The sequence below is a fragment of the Clostridium sp. TW13 genome (genome assembly GCF_024345225.1).
Classification (GTDB): domain Bacteria; phylum Bacillota; class Clostridia; order Clostridiales; family Clostridiaceae; genus Inconstantimicrobium; species Inconstantimicrobium mannanitabidum.
Window position 1 is genome coordinate 1,486,875 of sequence record NZ_BROD01000001.1, and the last position, 20,174, is coordinate 1,507,048.

General features: G+C 29.0%; 26 protein-coding genes. All 26 read left to right on the plus strand.

Features of this window, described 5'->3' with window-relative positions; all coding sequences use genetic code 11:
• Window positions 1-122: 122 nt before the first annotated feature.
• The 26 genes from OCU47_RS07160 (at window position 123) to spo0A (ending at window position 19,955) form a co-directional block, all read left to right on the plus strand.
• Window positions 123-536, plus strand: coding sequence for a hypothetical protein (locus OCU47_RS07160; RefSeq protein ID WP_261827912.1), 414 nt, complete (start codon window positions 123-125; stop codon window positions 534-536).
• Window positions 526-960, plus strand: coding sequence for a hypothetical protein (locus OCU47_RS07165; RefSeq protein WP_261827913.1), 435 nt, complete (start codon window positions 526-528; stop codon window positions 958-960). The genes OCU47_RS07160 and OCU47_RS07165 overlap by 11 nt, the downstream gene beginning before the upstream one ends.
• Complete coding sequence (locus OCU47_RS07170) at window positions 960-1,373, plus strand: hypothetical protein (RefSeq protein ID WP_261827914.1); 414 nt, start codon at window positions 960-962, stop codon at window positions 1,371-1,373. Before OCU47_RS07165 ends, OCU47_RS07170 begins: the two co-directional genes overlap by 1 nt.
• A 230-nt stretch (window positions 1,374-1,603) precedes the next feature.
• Window positions 1,604-2,161 carry an elongation factor P gene (gene efp / locus OCU47_RS07175; protein WP_261827915.1) on the plus strand — a complete coding sequence of 186 codons (558 nt, stop codon included), beginning with the start codon at window positions 1,604-1,606 and terminating at the stop codon, window positions 2,159-2,161.
• A gap of 7 nt (window positions 2,162-2,168) precedes the next feature.
• Window positions 2,169-2,579, plus strand: a complete 411-nt coding sequence (locus OCU47_RS07180) for a hypothetical protein (RefSeq protein WP_261827916.1) — start codon at window positions 2,169-2,171, stop codon at window positions 2,577-2,579.
• 343 nt (window positions 2,580-2,922) lie between these two features.
• Window positions 2,923-3,837, plus strand: coding sequence for a stage III sporulation protein AA (gene spoIIIAA, locus OCU47_RS07185; protein ID WP_261827917.1), 915 nt, complete (start codon window positions 2,923-2,925; stop codon window positions 3,835-3,837).
• Window positions 3,827-4,348, plus strand: a complete 522-nt coding sequence (gene spoIIIAB / locus OCU47_RS07190) for a stage III sporulation protein SpoIIIAB (protein WP_261827918.1) — start codon at window positions 3,827-3,829, stop codon at window positions 4,346-4,348. Before spoIIIAA ends, spoIIIAB begins: the two co-directional genes overlap by 11 nt.
• A 13-nt stretch (window positions 4,349-4,361) precedes the next feature.
• Entirely contained in the window at window positions 4,362-4,559 is a 198-nt protein-coding gene (gene spoIIIAC, locus OCU47_RS07195; protein WP_261827919.1) for a stage III sporulation protein AC, read from the plus strand.
• Between the two features lie 10 nt (window positions 4,560-4,569).
• Window positions 4,570-4,953, plus strand: coding sequence for a stage III sporulation protein AD (spoIIIAD, locus tag OCU47_RS07200; protein WP_261827920.1), 384 nt, complete (start codon window positions 4,570-4,572; stop codon window positions 4,951-4,953).
• Between the two features lie 9 nt (window positions 4,954-4,962).
• Entirely contained in the window at window positions 4,963-6,129 is a 1,167-nt protein-coding gene (gene spoIIIAE, locus OCU47_RS07205; protein ID WP_261827921.1) for a stage III sporulation protein AE, read from the plus strand.
• 1 nt (window position 6,130) lies between these two features.
• Complete coding sequence (gene spoIIIAF, locus OCU47_RS07210; protein WP_261827922.1) at window positions 6,131-6,670, plus strand: stage III sporulation protein AF; 540 nt, start codon at window positions 6,131-6,133, stop codon at window positions 6,668-6,670.
• Between the two features lie 5 nt (window positions 6,671-6,675).
• Entirely contained in the window at window positions 6,676-7,257 is a 582-nt protein-coding gene (gene spoIIIAG, locus OCU47_RS07215) for a stage III sporulation protein AG (RefSeq protein WP_261827923.1), read from the plus strand.
• Window positions 7,258-7,295: 38 nt separating this feature from the next.
• A complete protein-coding gene (locus tag OCU47_RS07220; RefSeq protein ID WP_261827924.1) occupies window positions 7,296-7,802 on the plus strand; it encodes a SpoIIIAH-like family protein in 507 nt (168 codons plus the stop codon).
• 81 nt (window positions 7,803-7,883) lie between these two features.
• A complete protein-coding gene (locus OCU47_RS07225) occupies window positions 7,884-8,270 on the plus strand; it encodes an Asp23/Gls24 family envelope stress response protein (protein ID WP_261827925.1) in 387 nt (128 codons plus the stop codon).
• Window positions 8,271-8,345: 75 nt separating this feature from the next.
• Window positions 8,346-8,750, plus strand: coding sequence for a transcription antitermination factor NusB (nusB, locus tag OCU47_RS07230; protein WP_261827926.1), 405 nt, complete (start codon window positions 8,346-8,348; stop codon window positions 8,748-8,750).
• Between the two features lie 18 nt (window positions 8,751-8,768).
• The gene (locus tag OCU47_RS07235) at window positions 8,769-9,614 is read left to right on the plus strand and encodes a bifunctional 5,10-methylenetetrahydrofolate dehydrogenase/5,10-methenyltetrahydrofolate cyclohydrolase (RefSeq protein ID WP_261827927.1); all 846 of its coding nucleotides are present in this window, start codon (window positions 8,769-8,771) and stop codon (window positions 9,612-9,614) included.
• A complete protein-coding gene (gene xseA / locus OCU47_RS07240) occupies window positions 9,605-10,798 on the plus strand; it encodes an exodeoxyribonuclease VII large subunit (RefSeq protein ID WP_261827928.1) in 1,194 nt (397 codons plus the stop codon). Before OCU47_RS07235 ends, xseA begins: the two co-directional genes overlap by 10 nt.
• 8 nt (window positions 10,799-10,806) lie before the next feature.
• Window positions 10,807-11,022 carry an exodeoxyribonuclease VII small subunit gene (gene xseB, locus OCU47_RS07245; RefSeq protein WP_261827929.1) on the plus strand — a complete coding sequence of 72 codons (216 nt, stop codon included), beginning with the start codon at window positions 10,807-10,809 and terminating at the stop codon, window positions 11,020-11,022.
• A gap of 1 nt (window position 11,023) precedes the next feature.
• The gene (locus OCU47_RS07250) at window positions 11,024-11,896 is read left to right on the plus strand and encodes a polyprenyl synthetase family protein (protein ID WP_261827930.1); all 873 of its coding nucleotides are present in this window, start codon (window positions 11,024-11,026) and stop codon (window positions 11,894-11,896) included.
• A 16-nt stretch (window positions 11,897-11,912) separates the two neighbouring features.
• A complete protein-coding gene (gene dxs, locus OCU47_RS07255) occupies window positions 11,913-13,787 on the plus strand; it encodes a 1-deoxy-D-xylulose-5-phosphate synthase (protein WP_376778029.1) in 1,875 nt (624 codons plus the stop codon).
• 1 nt (window position 13,788) lies between these two features.
• Window positions 13,789-14,598 carry a TlyA family RNA methyltransferase gene (locus tag OCU47_RS07260; RefSeq protein ID WP_261827932.1) on the plus strand — a complete coding sequence of 270 codons (810 nt, stop codon included), beginning with the start codon at window positions 13,789-13,791 and terminating at the stop codon, window positions 14,596-14,598.
• 11 nt (window positions 14,599-14,609) lie between these two features.
• A complete protein-coding gene (locus OCU47_RS07265; RefSeq protein WP_261827933.1) occupies window positions 14,610-15,431 on the plus strand; it encodes an NAD(+)/NADH kinase in 822 nt (273 codons plus the stop codon).
• Between the two features lie 18 nt (window positions 15,432-15,449).
• Window positions 15,450-15,899 (plus strand): arginine repressor, encoded by a 450-nt coding sequence (locus tag OCU47_RS07270; RefSeq protein ID WP_261827934.1) that lies wholly within the window; start codon window positions 15,450-15,452, stop codon window positions 15,897-15,899.
• 86 nt (window positions 15,900-15,985) lie between these two features.
• The gene (gene recN, locus OCU47_RS07275; RefSeq protein WP_261827935.1) at window positions 15,986-17,698 is read left to right on the plus strand and encodes a DNA repair protein RecN; all 1,713 of its coding nucleotides are present in this window, start codon (window positions 15,986-15,988) and stop codon (window positions 17,696-17,698) included.
• Between the two features lie 123 nt (window positions 17,699-17,821).
• Window positions 17,822-18,991 (plus strand): SpoIVB peptidase, encoded by a 1,170-nt coding sequence (gene spoIVB / locus OCU47_RS07280; protein ID WP_261827936.1) that lies wholly within the window; start codon window positions 17,822-17,824, stop codon window positions 18,989-18,991.
• A 139-nt stretch (window positions 18,992-19,130) separates the two neighbouring features.
• Window positions 19,131-19,955, plus strand: a complete 825-nt coding sequence (spo0A, locus tag OCU47_RS07285) for a sporulation transcription factor Spo0A (RefSeq protein ID WP_261827937.1) — start codon at window positions 19,131-19,133, stop codon at window positions 19,953-19,955.
• Window positions 19,956-20,174: the final 219 nt, after the last annotated feature.

Below are 20,174 nucleotides of genomic sequence, written 5' to 3' on the forward strand. Positions count from 1 at the left end.
TTGCCCAATTTTACCTTGAAAAACAGTTATTCTTAAACATAAATAGAATCAACATTTTTCAGTTATTTAATATAAAATCAATAATTTTAAGCAATGTAGCTGCTTTTAAAGGTGAATCCAATATGCTTTTTCATTATAAAGTTATTATTCATGATGGAATATATTTAATTGTATATAGTGTAAAAGGCAATGAGAATTTTAACGCAATAAAGACAAAAAGGTCAACTTTTCCAATACAGTTTCTTATAGTTCAAAAGTATTACAACTATCTTAAAAGAGAAAATTTATTTTGTGTTGTACATGAAATAAATAATGTGATTTATGTGAATTATGTGCTTAAAGGAGCATTAATACAGTCAACAATAATAAATTTTGAGAATATGCTAGATATAGATAATATTTTAAAAAAAGAAGAGATGGTCTTACGTAGATTAATAAATTTTAATTATTCAGTGACCTATATTACTAATATCACTGAAGTGAATAATATTTCAAAACAATTTAGATATGTAAGTGGAGTAGTTTATGATTTATAGATATAGAAATTTCATTACTAAGGAGGAAATTGTTAAAAGAGAACTAAAAGCAAAACGAAATGTTGAGGAAATACTATTATTGATGCTTATAGCTAATTTAATATTAGTATGTGTAGTTAACAGAACAAAAGCTTTATATGATGAGAGTTCAAATATGAGAAATATAATATCTAGTGATATAGATAAGGTTCCTATTAAAACCATTAAGGAGGATAAAATAAGTAATAAGTTGAAAGCAATTAATCAAAATTCAATGTTAAACAAATGCAGCAATTTTAAGTATGAAAATAATAAAATTAAATTGCAAGTAACAGAAGAAAATGTAGACATATTAGTTAATGATATTAATGGTTGCAAGGATGTATATATTGAATCTATAGATATGGTTCAGAAATATTTTATTATAACTTTAGGAGTTAAATAGTGAAAAATAAAAAAATAATAATGATAAATAGTATTCTTTTTGTCATTGCTTTATTTCAAGTATTTGAAGTACAAAAATTAAATAGAGATAGAGTTAATATAGATTCATTTAATGAGCAACATAAAATTGAAAGTGAAAAAGTTCATGTAACAGGTAAAGAGCGGGTAAATAAAAAGTGGACATATGGAGAAATAAAAAAAGTAATTGCTAAATATGGTTTTACGTATAAAGATTTGAAATATAAAGATAATAAATGGGGCGTACAATGTTTTGCTACGGGGGAAAATAATAATATAATTAATATTTTAGATTGTTTAGATAGAGAGAAAATTACGTATGATATAGTAACACTAGAAGCTAAGGAAAATATATGTGATATACATATTATCTTGAGTTTCAATAATAATGGATAAAATAATCCTATTTTAGAGAAATAAAATACAATTTTTATTGAAAATAATTGCAAAGAATTAACGAATTTGATAAAATACTATTGTTATGACTAAAATCAAATACATTAAAAATATTTTATTATATTAATTACGTGATTAGGAATGTTAGAATAAATTGTATTTATCTAGTATTAAAATGGTTTACGTGGTTATAATATTAATGAAATTATATAATTTTTGGAGGGATATTCATGATATCAGCAGGAGATATAAGAAAAGGTACAACTTTTGAATTAGATGGACAAGTGTATACAGTAGTAGAATTTTTACATGTTAAACCAGGTAAGGGAGCAGCTTTCGTTAGAACAAAGCTTAGAAATGTTATAGCTGGTGGAGTTACAGAAAGAACTTTCAACCCAACAGCAAAGTTCCAAGAAGCTGTTATAGAAAGAAAAGAAATGCAATATCTATATTCAGATGGTGAATTATACTATTTCATGGATCAAGAAACTTTCGAACAAATTCCTTTAAACTTTGAAAAAGTTGAAGAAGCTATAAAGTTCTTAAAAGAAAATATGTTAGCTGTAATTAAATTCTATAAAGGCGAAGCATTCTCAGTAGAAGCTCCAAATTTTGTTGAATTATTAATAACTGAATCAGAACCAGGAGTTAAAGGAAATACAGCAACAAATGTTACTAAACCAGCTACAGTAGAAACTGGAGCAGTAGTTAACGTACCAGTATTCGTAAATGAAGGGGATACAATCAGAATAGATACTAGAACTGGAGAATACATGGAAAGAGTATAGCTATTAGATGCTAAGTTCGAAGGAACTTAGCATATTTGCTATAAAAGGAAGTGATAAAGTGAAAAATATAGACAGGAAAATACAGGAGCTTTATCAATTTTTAGATCAGTATAAAGGCGAAAATAAAGAATTTTTTGAATTAACTACGAGCATTTTGCAATGCCTTAAAGATGAAGTTACTGAAATGAAAGAAAACATAAGCAATGTTAATAAAAACATCAGTTACCTTAACGCAGATATTTCAGAACTACAAGATCAATTATTTGAAGAAGTTAGTGTAGAGGATTTAGAAGATATTGAAGACAGCTATGATGAATTAGAATGTAAGAATTGTGGTAAAAAACTTTATGTTGAAGTTGAAGCAATTAAAAATAATAAAGTTTTACTTTGCCCAAATTGCAATCAAAATTTATTATAAGTAGATGTTACAAAATTAAAAGCATGAAATGTGTAAAATATTATATTTTAAGAAACTTGACTTTGTATGAAGGTCAAGTTTTTCTTATTCTTTAGGATATTATAATAAAATTAAATTTGTAGATAACTTATAATAAGGCTATTTGATTAGGTTTCGTATGAAAAAAGAATAAAAAAGAAATTATATTCGCCTGCCTAATGTTTCTCATATTCGTTCGAAAAGGCAGATGCATAAAAAAAATCTCTGGCTCTACAGTCGCCTGAGATTTTTTTTATTTCTAGGAATATTTTTTAGAATAACTTAATAATATGTTAAAGAGAAAGATGAAAAGGAGGTAGATTAAGTGGAAGAAATTCTTAAGATTTTACCTTGCAATGTTTATTCCAAAATCAAAAGATTTGGTAGTTTGGATAAATTGCAAGAAATAAGATTGAAAATTAATGCTCCAGTTATTCTAAATATAGATGATAAAGAATATATTATACAAGAAATTGTAAAAAGTGTTGAGCTAAATCAAATGCTACAAAGAATTAGTAATTTTTCAGTCTATGCCTATGATGATGAGATTAGACAAGGCTATATAACCATGAAAGGTGGTTACAGAATAGGAATTTCAGGAGAATATTCTATTGAAAATGGGAAAATTAAATCATTAAAAAATATCTACTCACTAAATATAAGAATTGCTAGAGAAGTAATAGGTTGCTCTGATAAGATTATGAAATATATCTGTGATAGTGGACGAGTATTAAATACCATTTTAATTTCGCCTCCCAAATGTGGTAAAACAACTTTATTAAGAGATATAGCAAGAAACATATCAGAAGGAAGATTAGACCTTGGATTAAAAGGTAAAAAAGTAGCCGTAATAGATGAGAGGAGCGAAATAGGAGCTTGTTATCTAGGTGTGCCTCAGATGAATTTAGGGTTAAGAACAGATGTGTTTGATGGCTGTATGAAAAATGAAGGAATGATGATGGCCATAAGAAGTATGTCCCCAGAGGTAATAATTTGTGATGAGATTGGAACAAAAGAAGATATATTGGCCTTAGAAAAAGCTTTTCTCTGTGGAGTTAAAATAATTACTTCAATACATGGAGAAGATGTGGAGGACATTTATAGAAGAGACGTGTTTAGTTCAATTATAGAAAATAAAATTTTAGATAGAGCCATTGTATTAAACAATAGATGTAAGGTTGGAAACATTGAAAAGATATATGACTTTAAGAGAGGAGAGGAATATAAAATTGCAACTTAAGATAGTAATTCTTTTATTAATAGTAATTATATGTTCCTTTTTGGGATTTCAGCTTTCAGAAACAGTAAAGCTTAGAGTTAAGCACTTATCACAAATGTTAAATGCTGTAGTATATTTACAAAATGAAATATTTTATTCCTTGACACCATTACCTGAGGCATTGGTAAGGGTAAGTAATAGAAAAGAAAAACCAATATCAACTTTTTTGCAAGATATATCAAATTTATTATATAGCTCAGAAGTAAATAATATAAATTCAGCCTTTAGTAAAGCTATTGACAAAAATAAAGATGAACTTATGTTAGAAACAGATGATTACGGAGTATTACTAGAACTTAGTAATTCATTAGGAAGTACAGATCTAAATGGGCAAAAAAAGATATTTGAAATTGCCATAAGAAATTTGGAGGATAATTTAAATCAAGCCACAGAAAAGGCAAAAAAGAATGTAAAAATGTACAGAGTGCTAGGTGTTAGCATGGGACTTGTAATAGCAATATTTCTAATCTAGGGGGAATTTATAGATGTTTGACTTAAGTATGATTTTTAAAATAGCAGGAGTAGGTGTGATTTTAATTATAATTGACAAAGTACTGAAAAGCAGTGGGAAAGATGAGATTGCAACTATTGCTAATTTAGCTGGTGTTATTATCTTATTAAGCATGGTAGTAACGATGATAGTAAAGTTATTTGATACAGTAAAAACCATGTTTTATTTTTAGGTAAGAAATCATGTTGATATTTAAGATAGTTTCAATAGGAATGATTACACTATTCTTGTATTTGTTATTTAAAGGGAAAAAAGATGATATAGCCAGTATGTTATCTTTAGGTTTTACGCTTATAGTTTTTTCTCTCATTGCTTTTCAACTAAATGAAATAATTAATTTTATTAGAGATATATCCGGAAAAGCAAGTGTAGATATATTGTATCTTAATATAGTATTAAAAATTTTAGCAATATCTTTTTTATGTTCTTTTGCCAGTGAAGTTTGTAAGGATGCAGGTGCCTCAAGTATAGGTCTTAAAGTAGAATTTGCAGGAAAGATATTAATACTTGGACTTTCTATTCCGATTTTAAAAGCTCTCTTAGAAGCCATAATAAAGATTTTATAGGAGAAAAAAATGAAAAAAATAATTATTTTCTTAGTGACATTTTTCATTTTGTTTATGAGTTTTGGGCTTAATGTAAATGCAGTGGAACAAGATAAAAATATATCAGATCCATTAAATAGTGAAACTGTAGAAAAGTTTTATAAGCAAGTTGAGAATAGCACTGATAATGGTGATCTGCTGAATAAAATGAATCCAAGAGATTTTATAAAGCAGTATGCAAAATCAGGAAGTAGTGGTTTTTCAGCAAATGCAATTATTGACTTGATATCAAAAACAATTTTTAAAGAATTGTTAATAGCAGTAAAAGTTATGATAGCAATTATTGTAATAGCAATTATAAGTTCACTTCTAAAAAATTTAGAAGATGCATTTACTAATACTAAAGTGGCAAACATAGCGTTTTACAGTTGTTATGTACTTATTATATTATTACTAACAAAAAGTTTTGTTTCAAGTGTACAGATTGCAAAAGATACCATTGGAAAGTTAACAGAATTTATGACGGCTATTATGCCAGTTATGATATTTTTCATAGCATCTGTTGGAGGGGCTGTACAAGCTGCTACTATGGATCCTGTGGTGTTAAGTGCAGTTTCATTGACACCTAAAATATATTTAGATTTTCTAATACCATTAACGCTAATGAGTTTTGTTCTTTGCTTTGTAAATAATATTTCTACGGAGCATAAGGTAGAGCAGCTTGCTAAATTAATTAAGCAAATTACCTTATGGGCTCAAGGAATTGTCCTCACAGTGTTTATTGGATTGATTTCTATTAGAAGTATGACATCGAGTACCTTAGATGCAGTAACATTAAAGACCGCCAAATATGCGGTGGATAATTTTATACCTATAGTTGGAAAAGCTTTATCTGATTCAATATCAACTATCGCAGGATATTGTTTGATATTAAAAAATGCGTTTGGAGTCTTTGGGTTGATAATGATAGTTCTATACTTTTTATTCCCAGTAATAAAGATGTTAGCAGTAATTCTAGTTTATAGAATATCAGCTTCTGTTATTGAACCTATAGTAGATAAAAGAATTGTAAGTTGTATAAGCGGAGCAGCAGACTCATTAATGTTAGTTTGCAGTATGCTACTTTGTGTTTCAATGATGTTTTTTGTATTACTATGCATTATGGTCAATACAGGAAAGTTTATTGTAGGAGGCTAATATGGAATATTTAAAGCAATGGATTATAAGTATTTCTGCCATATTAATCTTAATTACAGCAGTTGAAATGATTTTCCCTGATAATAGTTTAAAAAAATATGGTAAGTTTGTATTTGGTATTATCTTGACAATAGTTATAATAAAGCCTGTGTTATCTTTTTTAGCTGGAGGTCAAGAAGATTTCACTAATAAAATTAAAGCATATATTGTAAATGATTCTGCAAATCAATCTATGATAACTAAAGAAGAAGATACGATACCAGCGAAGACTCAATTGGAGAGTTCTGTCCAGAGGTTATTAAAAGAAAAGTTTAGTGATATGGATTTTAAAGTCTCTTTATCTGGAGAAATGAGTGATTTGGATTATAAAATAAAGCTTAGTATGGTTCAAGTTGGGGTAAAAGATAATGGCATAAAGCCTATACAAAAGGTGGATATAAAAAATGAAAATCAAGCAGAAAAGTATCCTCAAGTAAGATCATATTTAAAAGAAATATTAAAAGTTGATGATAATAAAATTAAAATATATGAAATGGAGTAGAGGTTATGGGTAATAAAGATTTTTTTAAAGATCTTATGAAAAAAGAAAATAAGTGGAAACTCATATTGGCACTATTATTATTAGTATTGCTCTACATGTCAATTTCGTTTTTTACATCAGGACCAAGTAATAAAACTACGATGGCAAAGGTGGATAGCAATAACGATAATAATCAATCAGCTGCATTGAAGAATTATGAAGAAGCACAGAAGATTGAACTAAAAAATATATTAAGAGAAGTTCAAGGTATAGGGAATGTAGAAGTAATGATAAGTTTTGAAAGTGGGGAAACAAAAGTCCCGGCTATGGATTCAAATACTCAAAGCAGTACTACTGAAGAAACTGATAAGGAAGGAGGTAAGAGAGTTACAAATCAAAAAACTGATGGAGATAAGGTAGTGATGAGTTCATCAAATGGGGGAAATGAACCACTTATTGTAAAAACTTATAAACCTAAGATAACTGGAGTTATGGTTGTAGCTGAAGGTGCAGATGACAGCAAAGTAAAGTATGATATTGCGCAAGCAGTTTCAACATTATATGGAATAGGATTAGATAAAGTTAATGTATATCCGATGAAAAAGTAGCATATAATTCAATAGAAAGAAATGGGAGGTTTAAAAAAATGAACAAAAAACAAGCAGGTATAATTTTGACCCTATTAGCACTTATAGTATGTGCAGCTATACTATCAGCAAAGGTTAGTGGTAAACTAGATGATGGAACAGGCGCTCTTAGCGAAACTATCAACTTTAATAATGACAAAAATACAACTCCAACAAAAGGTAAAGACTTCTTTTACGATGCAAGAAATACTAGAGAGCAATCAGCAGCAACTACAATGGAAACATTAAAACAAGTTAGCAATGATTCAACAGCTTCAAAAGATGCTAAAGATAAAGCAACTAAAGATCTTACAGAATTAACTGAAAGTAAAAACAATCAAACAAAAATTGAAATTGGAGTAAAAGCTAAAGGATTTGATGATGCAATTTGTTTTATAGAAAAGAATGCAGTAAGAGTAGTAGTAAAGAGTAAAGATGAATTAACTGAAAAACAAAGTATACAAATTCAAGATGTTGTTAAGAATGTAACTAGTAGAAGCGATGTAAGAATAGAACGCAAGCAATAATAATTGTAAAATAAAAAATTATTTGCTATAATAAACCTAAGATAAGTAGAATTGCTTTCTAAGCGTAGGAGGATATACCAAATGGAAGAGTTTAAAAATAATGAAAATAATATTGGTACTGTGAAAATTTCCGATGAAGTTATTAGTGTTATTGCTGGAATTGCTGCTTCTGAAATAAAAGGTGTATTTGAAGTGTCTCAAGGAGTTGCAAGTGGCATTACTCAAATATTTACTAATAAAAAGAATCCAAGTAAAGCTGTAAAAGTTGAGGTTGAAGAAGATAGGGCAACAATTGAAATTAGTGTAGGAGTACAATATGGCATAAATATACCAGATGTTCTTGCACAAGTTCAAGAGAATGTAAAGAATACCGTTGAAGCTTTAACAGGCTTGAATGTTTCAGCAGTAAATATACTTGTACAAAGTATAGTTTTACCTAAAACTAATGGCGAACAGTCTCAAGAATAGTATACACCCTCTGGTATCAGAGGGTGTTTCAATGTAAAATAATAAGAGCATATACGTAAAATTTAGGAGGATCAGATGAACAGAGTTAAATCAAGAGAAATAGCAGTACAATTGACATATCAAAGAATGATAAATAAGGAAAGCGTAGAAGAAATCATTGAGAATTTTAAAGAGAATTTTGATGATAATATGAATGAAGGTGATTTCAAGTACATAAGAGAGATTTTAGAAGGCATAGATAATACTACTGAAGAACTAGATAAGATTATTAAAGAATCTTTGGTTAATTGGAAGATAGAGAGAATTTCTAAGATAAATCTAGCTATTTTAAGAGTGGCTACTTATGAAATAATATATGTAGAAGATATTCCAGATAAGGTTTCTATAAATGAAGCTATAGAAATAACTAAAAAATATTCAGAAGAAAAGTCAGTATCTTTTATAAATGCTGTTTTAGATAAAGTCTTAAAAAGAAAATAATTTTTGAGGTGAAAAATTTTGGGGATAACAATTGATGGAAAAGAGATAGCAAAAGCAATAAAAGAAGAAATTAAACATTTTGTTCATGAAACTAAGAAGGAAAAAGGGCTAAATCCTACAGTAGTTTCTATATTAGTGGGAGAGGATGCAGGGTCTCAATATTATCAAAATAATCAAGCTAAGATAGCTGAGTCTTTAGATATATCATTTATTAAAAAGCAATTTAATGAAGATATATCACAGCATGAGTTGATAGAGTATATATTAAAATGCAATAAAGATGAATCGATTCAAGGTATAATGATGTTAGTTCCCTTGCCAAAACATATAGATGAAAAAGAAGTAACTAATTTAATTGCTCCAGAAAAAGATCTTGATTGTTTAACAGATGTTTGTATGGGAAAATTATATAAATCTGATAAGATATTTTATCCTTGTACACCTAACAGTGTGGTAACTATTTTAGAAAAGATGAATATTCCGTTAGAAGGAAAAGAAGTAGTGGTAATAGGTAGAAGCAATATTGTGGGAAAACCTTTGGCACAGATGCTTCTTGATAAAAATGCTACAATTACTATTTGTCATTCTAAAACGGTTAATCTTAAGGAGGTAACTAAAAGAGCAGATATTTTAATATCAGCTATTGGTAGACCTAAATATATAAATCAAGAATATATAAAACAAGGTGCGGTTGTTATTGATGTTGGAACTTCTTCATTGAATGGGAAAATAACTGGTGATATTGATTTTGATGATGTTAAGGATAAAGCATCGTATATAACACCTGTTCCAGGAGGCGTAGGAGCACTTACCACCACTTTATTATTTAAAAATTTATGCGAGGCAATAAAAAAATGTTTTTAAAAACCCTGTCTGTAAGCGACGTAAATGCTTATATAAAAAAAATAACTGATAAGGATTTTATTTTAAATAATCTCACTGTAAAAGGTGAGATTTCAAATTTTAAACTGCATTATAGTGGTCATATGTACTTTTCCATAAAAGATGAATTTAGCAGAATCAACTGTGTTATGTTTAAAAGTGATGCAGCTAATCTAACTTTTATGCCACAAGATGGGGCAAATGTAGAGATTAGTGGCAGAATTAGTGTCTACGAAAAAGATGGTAGTTATCAATTATATTGTAAGATTATAAAAAAGACTGGGGAAGGAGAACTTTTTGAAGCCTATAACAAATTAAAATTTCAATTAGAGCAGGAAGGTTTGTTTGCTGCAGAGTTTAAAAAGCCTATTCCATTAATGCCAAGATCTATAGGGATAGTGACTTCTCCTACAGGAGCTGCCATTCGTGATGTAATAAAAGTATCTAGACGTAGAAATAAATCTATAGATATAAAAATATATAAATCTTTAGTACAAGGAGAAGGCGCGAAGGAAGAAATATGCCAAGGCATAGAATATTTTAATAACAATAACCCTGTTGATGTTATTATTCTTTGCAGAGGTGGAGGTTCAATCGAGGAATTATGGGCCTTTAATGAAAAGAACGTAGCTTACTCAATTTTTAAATCAGAAATTCCAGTGGTAACTGGTATTGGACATGAAACAGATTTTACAATTGCAGATTTTGTTGCGGATTATAGAGCTTCAACTCCTTCAGCAGCTGCAGAAGTATGTACTCCAAGCATCTTGGAGATTAATGATAAACTTAATAATTTAAAGCATAAGTTTGAAAAGCTTTATAAAGATAAGATAAATGCAGAATATTCTAATTTAAAGTTATATAATAGTATATTGAATTTTAATAATCCAAAGGCTATTATAGAAAGTAATAGAAATATGTTAGACTCCATAAAAAATAGTTTAGAACTAAATGTGAAACAGAAAGTATCTAAAGATATGGAAATGCTGAAGCATAACAATAATTTGTTGCAAGCCTATAATCCTTTTGCAGTTTTGGGTAAAGGATATACTGTAATTAAAGGAAGTAATGGTGAAATTTTAAATCAAGTTTCAGATTTTGAGAATGATAGAGAAGTGGAATTGATTTTAAAAGATGGTAAAATAACTAAGAAAATTACTAATTGAGGTGGATTATGCCTAAAAAAATAGAGAAGTATGAAGATATGATGAAGGAATTGCAAGTAATTGTAGATGAATTTGAAACCAAAGAATTGGATCTAGATGAAGCTATGAATAGATACGAGAATGGCTTGAAACTTGTAAATAAATTATATAAGGTCTTGAATTCTTATGAAGGAAAGATAAAAATAATAAATGATAAATATGGAGAGGTAGATTTTGAGGAGTAGTATGGATAAAAGTAACTTAAAATTATATGTTGACGAATATTTAAAACAATATTTTTTGAATAAAGGAAGTTATAATAAATTAATTTATGAGTCAATGGGGTATAGTATTAATGTAGGAGGTAAAAGAATTCGTCCAATATTAATGCTATTAACTTATGGTATATATAAAGAAGATTTAGAAAATATATTACCAATGGCAGCTTCCATAGAAATGATTCATACGTATTCATTAATTCATGATGATTTACCTGCAATGGATAATGATGATTTAAGAAGGGGAAAACCTACAAATCATAAAGTATTTGGAGATGCAATAGCTGTGCTAGCTGGAGATGGGCTTTTAAATGAAGCTATGAATGTAATGCTGGAATTTACTTTGAATAGTAATTGTATTGAAGCAATAAAAGCTACAAAAATAATATCAAATGCAGCTGGTGTAGAGGGAATGGTTGGCGGTCAGGTTGTTGACATACTTGCTGAAGGAAAAGATATTGATATGGATACACTAAGGTATATGCATGAAAAGAAAACAGGAGCATTGATAAAGGCTTCTATTTTAGCAGGTGCAGTATTGGCAAAAGCGCCTGAGGCTGACATGAGGATTTTAGAAGAATATGGAGAAAAGTTAGGTCTAGCATTTCAAATTAAAGATGATATTTTAGATGTCATAGGAGACGAAAAGAAGTTAGGAAAAAAAGTGAATGTAGATTGTGAACATGATAAAAATAACTATATTTCATTCTATGGACTTGATAAATGTAAAGAAATGTGTAGTTTGCTAACAGAGGATTGTATAAAATTATTAGACAGTTTGTCAATGAATTGTATTGATTTGAAACACTTGACAAAGATCCTTTTAAATAGGGAAAATTAATAAAGGAAAGATGACTATGGATGAAAATAAATTAGATAAAATAGATACCTTTTATGATCTTAAAAGAATGAATGGAGAAGACTTAGAGATTTTAGCAAAGAATATCAGAGAATTTTTAATTGAGAAGGTTTCTAAAACAGGTGGCCACCTAGCATCCAATCTTGGAGTAGTTGAGTTAACTATTAGTCTTTTTAAAGTTTTTAATTTTGATGAAGACAAAATAGTTTGGGATGTAGGACACCAATCTTATGTACACAAGATACTTACTGGGAGAAAGGGAGATTTTGATTCATTAAGAAAATTTAACGGAATTAGTGGTTTTCCAAAGTGTTGTGAAAGTAAGTATGATTTCTTCAACACGGGTCATAGTAGTACATCAATTTCAGCAGCGGTAGGTATGGCAAGAGCAAGAGATATTTTAAATGAAAAAAATAATGTTATTGCTGTAATAGGAGATGGTGCATTAACTGGTGGCATGGCTTTTGAAGCACTTAATGATGTAGGATATAATAAGACTAAGATGATTATAATATTAAATGATAATACTATGGCTATCTCAGAAAATGTTGGTGGTATGTCTACTTATTTAAGTAAACTTAGAATGGGGACAGGATATAATAAACTGAGATCTGAGATAAATAGAACTTTAAATCAAAGTTCAGTTGGAAAAAATTTAGCATCATCTTTATCTAGGTTTAAGCATAGTATGAAACAATTAGTGGTTCCAAGTATGCTTTTTGAGGATATGGGTATTAGATATTTTGGACCCATAGATGGTCATAACATTAAGGATTTATGTGAAGTTTTATGTAGAGCTAAAAATGTTGACGGACCTGTAATTATACACACTATTACTCAAAAAGGAAAAGGATATGATTTTGCAGAAAAGAATCCTTGTAAGTTTCATGCAGTAGCACCATTTAATTTTGAAAGTGGAGAAGGCAATGTGAATACTGCCAACACATATTCAAAAGAGTTTGGAAAGAAAATTATTGATTTAGCAGAAAAAAATTCTAATATAGTAGCAATAACAGCTGCAATGCCTGACGGTACAGGATTAAGCAGTTTTTCAGAGAAGTTTCCTAAAAGATTTTTTGATGTAGGTATTGCAGAGGAACATGCTGTAACTTTGGCAGCAGGTATGGCAAAGGCCGGTTTGAGACCAGTATTTGCAGTATACTCTACATTTTTACAAAGAGCTTTTGATCAAATTTTGCATGATGTATGTTTACAGAATGTGCCAGTGGTTTTTGCTATAGACAGAGCAGGAATTGTAGGTGAAGACGGTGAAACCCATCAAGGAATATTTGATATTTCTTATTTGAATTTAATGCCTAATATTAATTTAGTAGCTCCAAAATGTACTGAAGAAGTAGGTATTTACTTAGAATGGGCATTAAAACAAGACTACCCAGTTGCAATAAGATATCCTCGTGGAGGAGACTTGGCAAATGTACAAATAGAACCAATAAAGAAAATTGAAAATAAGAGCTGGGAAGTTATAAAGAAAGGTGAAAAAGTTGCTGTTATAGCTACAGGAAAGATGGTGCAGCATGCTATTAAGGCATTAAGCTTGGTTAATGACAAAGATGTAAATCCAGAAGTAATAAATGCTAATTTTATCAAACCTATGGATACAGAGAAGATAGATGATTTATGTATGGCTGGTTATAGAATAATTACAGTGGAAGACAATATAGTTGCAAATGGGTTAGGTCATTCAATTACAACATATATAAATCAAAAACATTATAAAAATAGAATTATAAATCTTGGATACTTGGAAAAGATTGTTCATCAAGGTGATGTAAATTCTTTATATAAGATGCATGGATTAAGTCCGCAAGCAATAGCTGATAATATAATTAAACTTTATCATGAGGGAGAATAGCATGAGTGGAAAAAAAGAAAGGTTAGATGTACTTTTAGTTGAAAAAGGTATAATACAATCAAGAGAAAGAGCAAAAACCTTTATTATGGCAGGAAAGATTTTTGTAGATGGTTTTAGAGTTGATAAATGTGGTTCTAAAGTAGATATAAACGCAAATATTGAATTTAAAGGTGAAGATATACCCTATGTAAGTAGAGGTGGATTAAAGTTAGAAAAAGCTATAAAAGCTTTTAATATAGATTTAAAAGATACATGTTGTTTAGATATTGGAGCATCAACAGGTGGATTCACAGATTGTATGCTTCAGAATGATGCTAGAAAGGTTTTTTCCATAGATGTAGGATATGGACAGTTTGCTTGGAAGCTTAGAACAGATCCAAGAGTTGTGTGTATGGAAAGAACTAATGTAAGATATGTTACAGGAGAACAACTTGGAGAGCATGCAGATTTTGCATCAATAGATGTATCTTTCATTTCACTTAAGACTGTAATACCTCCAGTTTTAGATTTACTTAACGATAAAGGCAAGGTGGTTGCATTAATCAAACCACAATTTGAAGCTGGAAAAGACAAGGTGGGAAAAAAGGGAGTTGTAAGAGAACCAGAAATTCATAAAGAAGTAATAGTGAAAATAGTAGAATTTTTAAAAACAAAAGAAATGAATATTTTAGGCTTGAGTTATTCTCCAATAAAAGGACCAGAAGGCAATATAGAATATTTAGTTTACTTTACTAAAGATAAAGAAATGAAAAGTGAATTTGAAGAAATAAATATAGATGAAGTTGTTCAAAGGTCACATAATACTCTTTAAGGGGAAGATATATGAAAAAGATAGGTATTAATATTAATGGATCTAAGGATAAGAATGGAATAATATATAATGAAATGGTCAATGCTCTTAAGGCAGAATTCAGTGCGGCTGAAATATATAAGGTAAGTGATAAACAGGAATTTTTAAAGCATAACCTTGATTTAATTTTTATTTTAGGCGGAGATGGAACTATTCTAAGAGCTGCAAGGGAATTTTCACCTTATGCTGATACTCCTATTTTAGGTATAAACATTGGGAATTTAGGATTTTTATCAACTATAGAGTATGAAGATCTTACACATAGTTTAAAAAAAATAAAAAATAAAGAGTTTAGAATAGAAAAAAGACTTATGCTTAAGAGTGAAATAAAAGGAATCAATAGTTCTAATATATCATTTTCTTTAAATGATTTAGTAATTTCCAGAGGGACCCTTTCAAGAATGGCTAAATATAACATAGAGATAAATGGTGAGAAATATATTGATTTTAAAGGTGATGGTGTTATAGTTTCTACACCAACAGGATCTACAGCTTATTCATTTTCAGCTGGAGGCCCAATAGTTTATCCTACTTTAAAAGTAATTACTATTACTCCAATTTGTCCACATGCTCCATCCATTAGACCTATTGTCATAGATGAAAATAGTAAGATTAAAATAACTGCTACAGCTACAGATAGTGTTTTATATGCTTCTACAGATGGACAAAAATTTTCATTGTTAGAAGAGGATTTTGAAGTACTTATTTCAAAATCTGATAGAGAGTGTAACTTAATTGTAGTAAATGAATTAAATTATTATGATGTTTTAAGTAGAAAATTAATCGGAAACTAATTTTGTGGGGGGATAAACTTGAGATCAAAAAGACATGAAGAAATTCTCAAAATCATATCAAATAAGGAAATTGAAACCCAAGAAGAACTAGCAGATGAGTTAAGAGAAAAGGGTTATGATGTAACTCAAGCTACTGTTTCAAGGGATATAAAAACATTAAAGCTTACAAAGGTGCTAGGTTCAGAAGGAAGATATGCTTATTCAACTATAAGTCAGACTTCAGAGCATATCAGCAATAAGATGAAACAAATATTAATGAATACTATTATAGATGTAGAAGCTGTAGATAAATTTGTTGTAGTAAAAACTTTATCAGGATCAGGTTCTGCTGCTGGAGAAGCAATAGATACTTTGGGTTTTGATGATATTGCGGGTACCATAGCAGGGGACAACACTATATTTATATTAGTTAGAAATACTGAAACTGCACTTGAAATAGTTAGTGTATTAAAAGAATTTATTTTATAAATTGATGTTAAATTTATACATAACTATAAAATAAAAAAATTATAATTTGTATTATTTTTATGATACATAGAATAAGGTGTGAAAAGATGATTTTACAATTATCAATAAAAAATTTTGCTTTGATTGAAAATGCAGAAATAGATTTTCATAAAGGATTTAATGTACTTTATGGTGAGACAGGTTCTGGAAAGTCAATATTAATTGATGCTATAGACTATGTTTTAGGAGGAAAGTTTAATAAAGATATTATTAGAACTGGTGAGTCTAAAGCATATGTAGAGGCTGTATTTACAATAGATAATGAAATTGTAGCTGGAGTATTAGAAGAATTAGAAATTGAACATGATGATACAATTTGTTTTAGTAGAGAAATGTTTACTAATGGGAAGAGTATTATAAAAATAAATGGTAAAACGTCAACTATTTCATTTGTAAGAAAAATAGCTGAGAAGCTAATTGATATTCATGGACAACATCAAAACCAATTATTGTTTGATAGGGATAATTATATTCCTATGGTTGATTCTTATGATAGTAGTAAAATAGGGCCTATATTAAATGAATATCATACTTATTATGAAAAGTTAAAAGAAACAAGAGAAAGAATCAGTACAATAGTTGGAAATGAAGATAATGATAAGTTATTGGCTTTTATTAAGTTTCAAATTGATGAAATAGACAAGGCAAAGTTAAGAGTTGGTGAAGAAGAAGAACTTAATGATAAATTTAAAATTTTATCAAATGCAGAAAAAATAAATAGAATAGTAGGAAATTCCTATAGTGTTCTTAGTGAAGCTGGTGATAACTCATCAGTGATAGATAATATATATTCAATAAATAGAGAATTATCTTCAATAGAAGGTTACTCTGAGAAGATAGCTAAAATAAATGAGAATATTTTAAACATTTATTATTCATTACAAGAGATATCAAGTGATTTAAGAGTCTTAAGTGAAGATATAGTATATGACGAAGCTGAACTTGAAACTATAAATGATAGACTGTATAAGATAGCAAACCTTAAAAAGAAATATGGTGATTCTGTAGAAGAAGTACTTACTTATAAAGAAAAGATTGAAAAACAATATAATGAAATTACTAATGCAGAAAAAATAGTAGAAGAATTAAAAAGAGAAGAAAAAGAAATTATTGATAAGTTGAACCTTTTAGGTGATGAACTTCACAAATTAAGAGTTGAGAATTCAGGAAAATTAGAAGAAGACATTCATAGTAATTTAAAATATATAGGACTTGAAAAATGTAAATTTAAAATTGATATAATAAAAGAAGAAATAAGACATAATGGAACAGACATTTGTGAATTTTTAGTTTCAACCAATCCTGGTGAACCATTTAAGGTGATGACTAAGGTTGCATCCGGTGGAGAGTTATCTAGAATAATGCTTGCAATAAAAGCAGTTTTTGTAGATAAAGATAATGTACCTACGGTAGTATTTGATGAAATAGATACAGGAATTAGTGGAAGAATCGCTCATTGTGTAGGTGAAAAGATGTATGAAATTGCTGTTAAACACCAAGTATTTTGTATAACGCATCTTCCTCAAATTGCTTGTTTTTCAGATTATCATTATTTGGTGAAAAAGTCATTTAAAGATGAAAAAACTTACTCCAGTGTTACTAACATTGGTGATAATGAGAAAATTGCAGAGATAGCTAAAATGCTAGGTGGCAGCGAAGTATTAAACTCATCCTTGGATAATGCAAAATCTATGATAGATTTTGCTAATTCAAGAAAAATAATTATGAAAAATAATTTTATTAAAAGAACTGATGAATAATCAGTTCTTTTTTTCAATTTATTAGTATATTTTTAATCAATTTGACTATAATAACAAGGTTACTATAGCATATTGACTTTGAAATATGGGCAACTTAAGAATGAAGTAAAGGAGGAGATAATTATGATGAAAAAACTACATAAACTTAACTCAACTCCTATAATTCTAGTTTTAAGCTTTATAGTACTCTTAATGACTGGTGAGTATATTAAAACACATTTTAACTATAATAATATATTTACCAAGCTTGAAACAAATAATTCTAAAATTACGAAAAATAATAGTGATTTAAAAGATTTTTCAATGGGAGAGTTACCTACAAATGCAAAAAATGCTAATATAGAAAACATTAAAGTATATCCTGGTGGTTTTCCAGTAGGTATAAAAATGAATACAAAGGGAGTTTTGGTAGTTGGTTTCTCCGATATTGAGGTTGCTCAAGATAAAATAGAAAGTCCAGGAAAAAAATCAGGAATGGAATTGGGCGATGTAATTTTAAAGGTAAATAATGAAGATATACTAGATTCAAAAGATTTAATAAAGAAAGTAGATAAATCAAAACAGAACGTAGAAATAACAATACAAAGAGGAGATAAGATTTTTAACAAAACTATAAATCCTGTAGTTTCAACACTAGATAATAGTAAAAAAATGGGATTATGGGTTAGAGATTCTACAGCAGGCGTTGGAACAATGACATTCTATTATGAAAAGAATAATATTTATGGAGCTCTAGGACACCCAATTACAGATGCTGATACAAATTCAATATTAAAAGTTAGAAGTGGAGAATTAGTAGATTCATCTATAATTGCTGTGAAAAAAGGAGAAAAAGGTTCTCCGGGAGAGCTAAAGGGTATATTTATTGATAACGAAAAATCAAAAGGAACAATTTTAAATAACACTTTTGCTGGGATTTATGGTAAACTAAATGGGGAAAACAAATTTGCCTTTAGAAACGGACAATTAAGTATATTACCTAGAGATAAAGTTAAAGAAGGAAAAGCTCAAATTTTAACTACCATTGATGAAAAAGGACCAACTTTATATGATGTAGAAATTGTGAAACTTTTCCATCAGGATGCACCAGATATAAAAAGTATGGTGATAAAAGTAACCGATGAGAGACTTTTAAATAAAACTGGGGGAATTGTTCAAGGTATGAGTGGAAGTCCAATCATACAAGATAACTGCATTGTAGGTGCTGTTACTCACGTATTAGTAAATAGATCAGATGTGGGATACGGCATATATATAGAATGGATGTTAAATGAAGCTGAAACTGTAAAGTAAAAAATAAATAATACAAAAAGATATCCTGTAGATATCTTTTTGTATTAAAAATTTTTTTAACAAATATAGAAGGGATTTACAAAGTTTTGTCGAATTTATTTATTAGTAATATATGGAATGAGAAAAGGGGGAACCATTGGTGGAAAATTCAAAAATATCAGTATTAATTGCAGATGATAATAAAGAATTTTGCAATATTTTAAATGATTATTTGTCAAGTCAAAAAGACATAGTGGTAAAGGGAATAGCAAATGATGGGTTACAAGCATTAGAACTTTTACAGGATATAACTCCTGATTTAATAGTTTTAGATATCATCATGCCACATCTAGATGGATTAGGTGTATTAGAAAGAATTAATTCTATGAATCTAAATCCTGTTCCAAGAGTTGTAGTACTTTCAGCAGTTGGACAAGATAAAATCACTCAAAGAGCCATTACTTTGGGCGCAGATTATTATGTTGTAAAACCATTTGATATGGAAGTATTAACTAAGAGAATAAGACAAATGTTTAACAGTAATGTTTCAGATGAAGATACAAGAAGAAGCAGTGTTTCTTTAGATTCATTATCAACAATATCTTCTATTCCAGTTAAAAAAGATGGTCCAATGGACTTGGAAAATGAAATAACAAGCATAATTCATGAAATAGGAGTGCCTGCTCATATTAAAGGATATATGTATCTAAGAGAAGCTATAACAATGGTTGTAAATGATATAGAGCTTCTATCAGCAGTAACAAAGGAATTATATCCTTCAATTGCAAAGAAATATAACACTACTGCCTCAAGAGTAGAAAGAGCTATAAGACATGCTATAGAAGTTGCGTGGGGAAGAGGCCAAGTAGATACTATCAACAGACTATTTGGATACACAATCCACAATGATAAAGGCAAGCCAACAAATAGTGAATTTATTGCTATGGTAGCTGATAAGCTAAGACTTAAAAATAAGGTAGGCTAATAGGCTATTACTACGTTTAAAGTATGTTCTACTTTGAAAGTAAGGGCAACAAATATGATTTTATTAAATAAGACATCACTTAATCAGTTTGAAAAAAATTGATTGAGTGGGGTCTTATTTTTATACCTAAAATTTCAAAGGCTTCAAAATCAATTTTACTAAAGAACGATGAAAATATTCTTTTGTAGCATCACAAGAAGGCATGTTAAAGGTCACTAT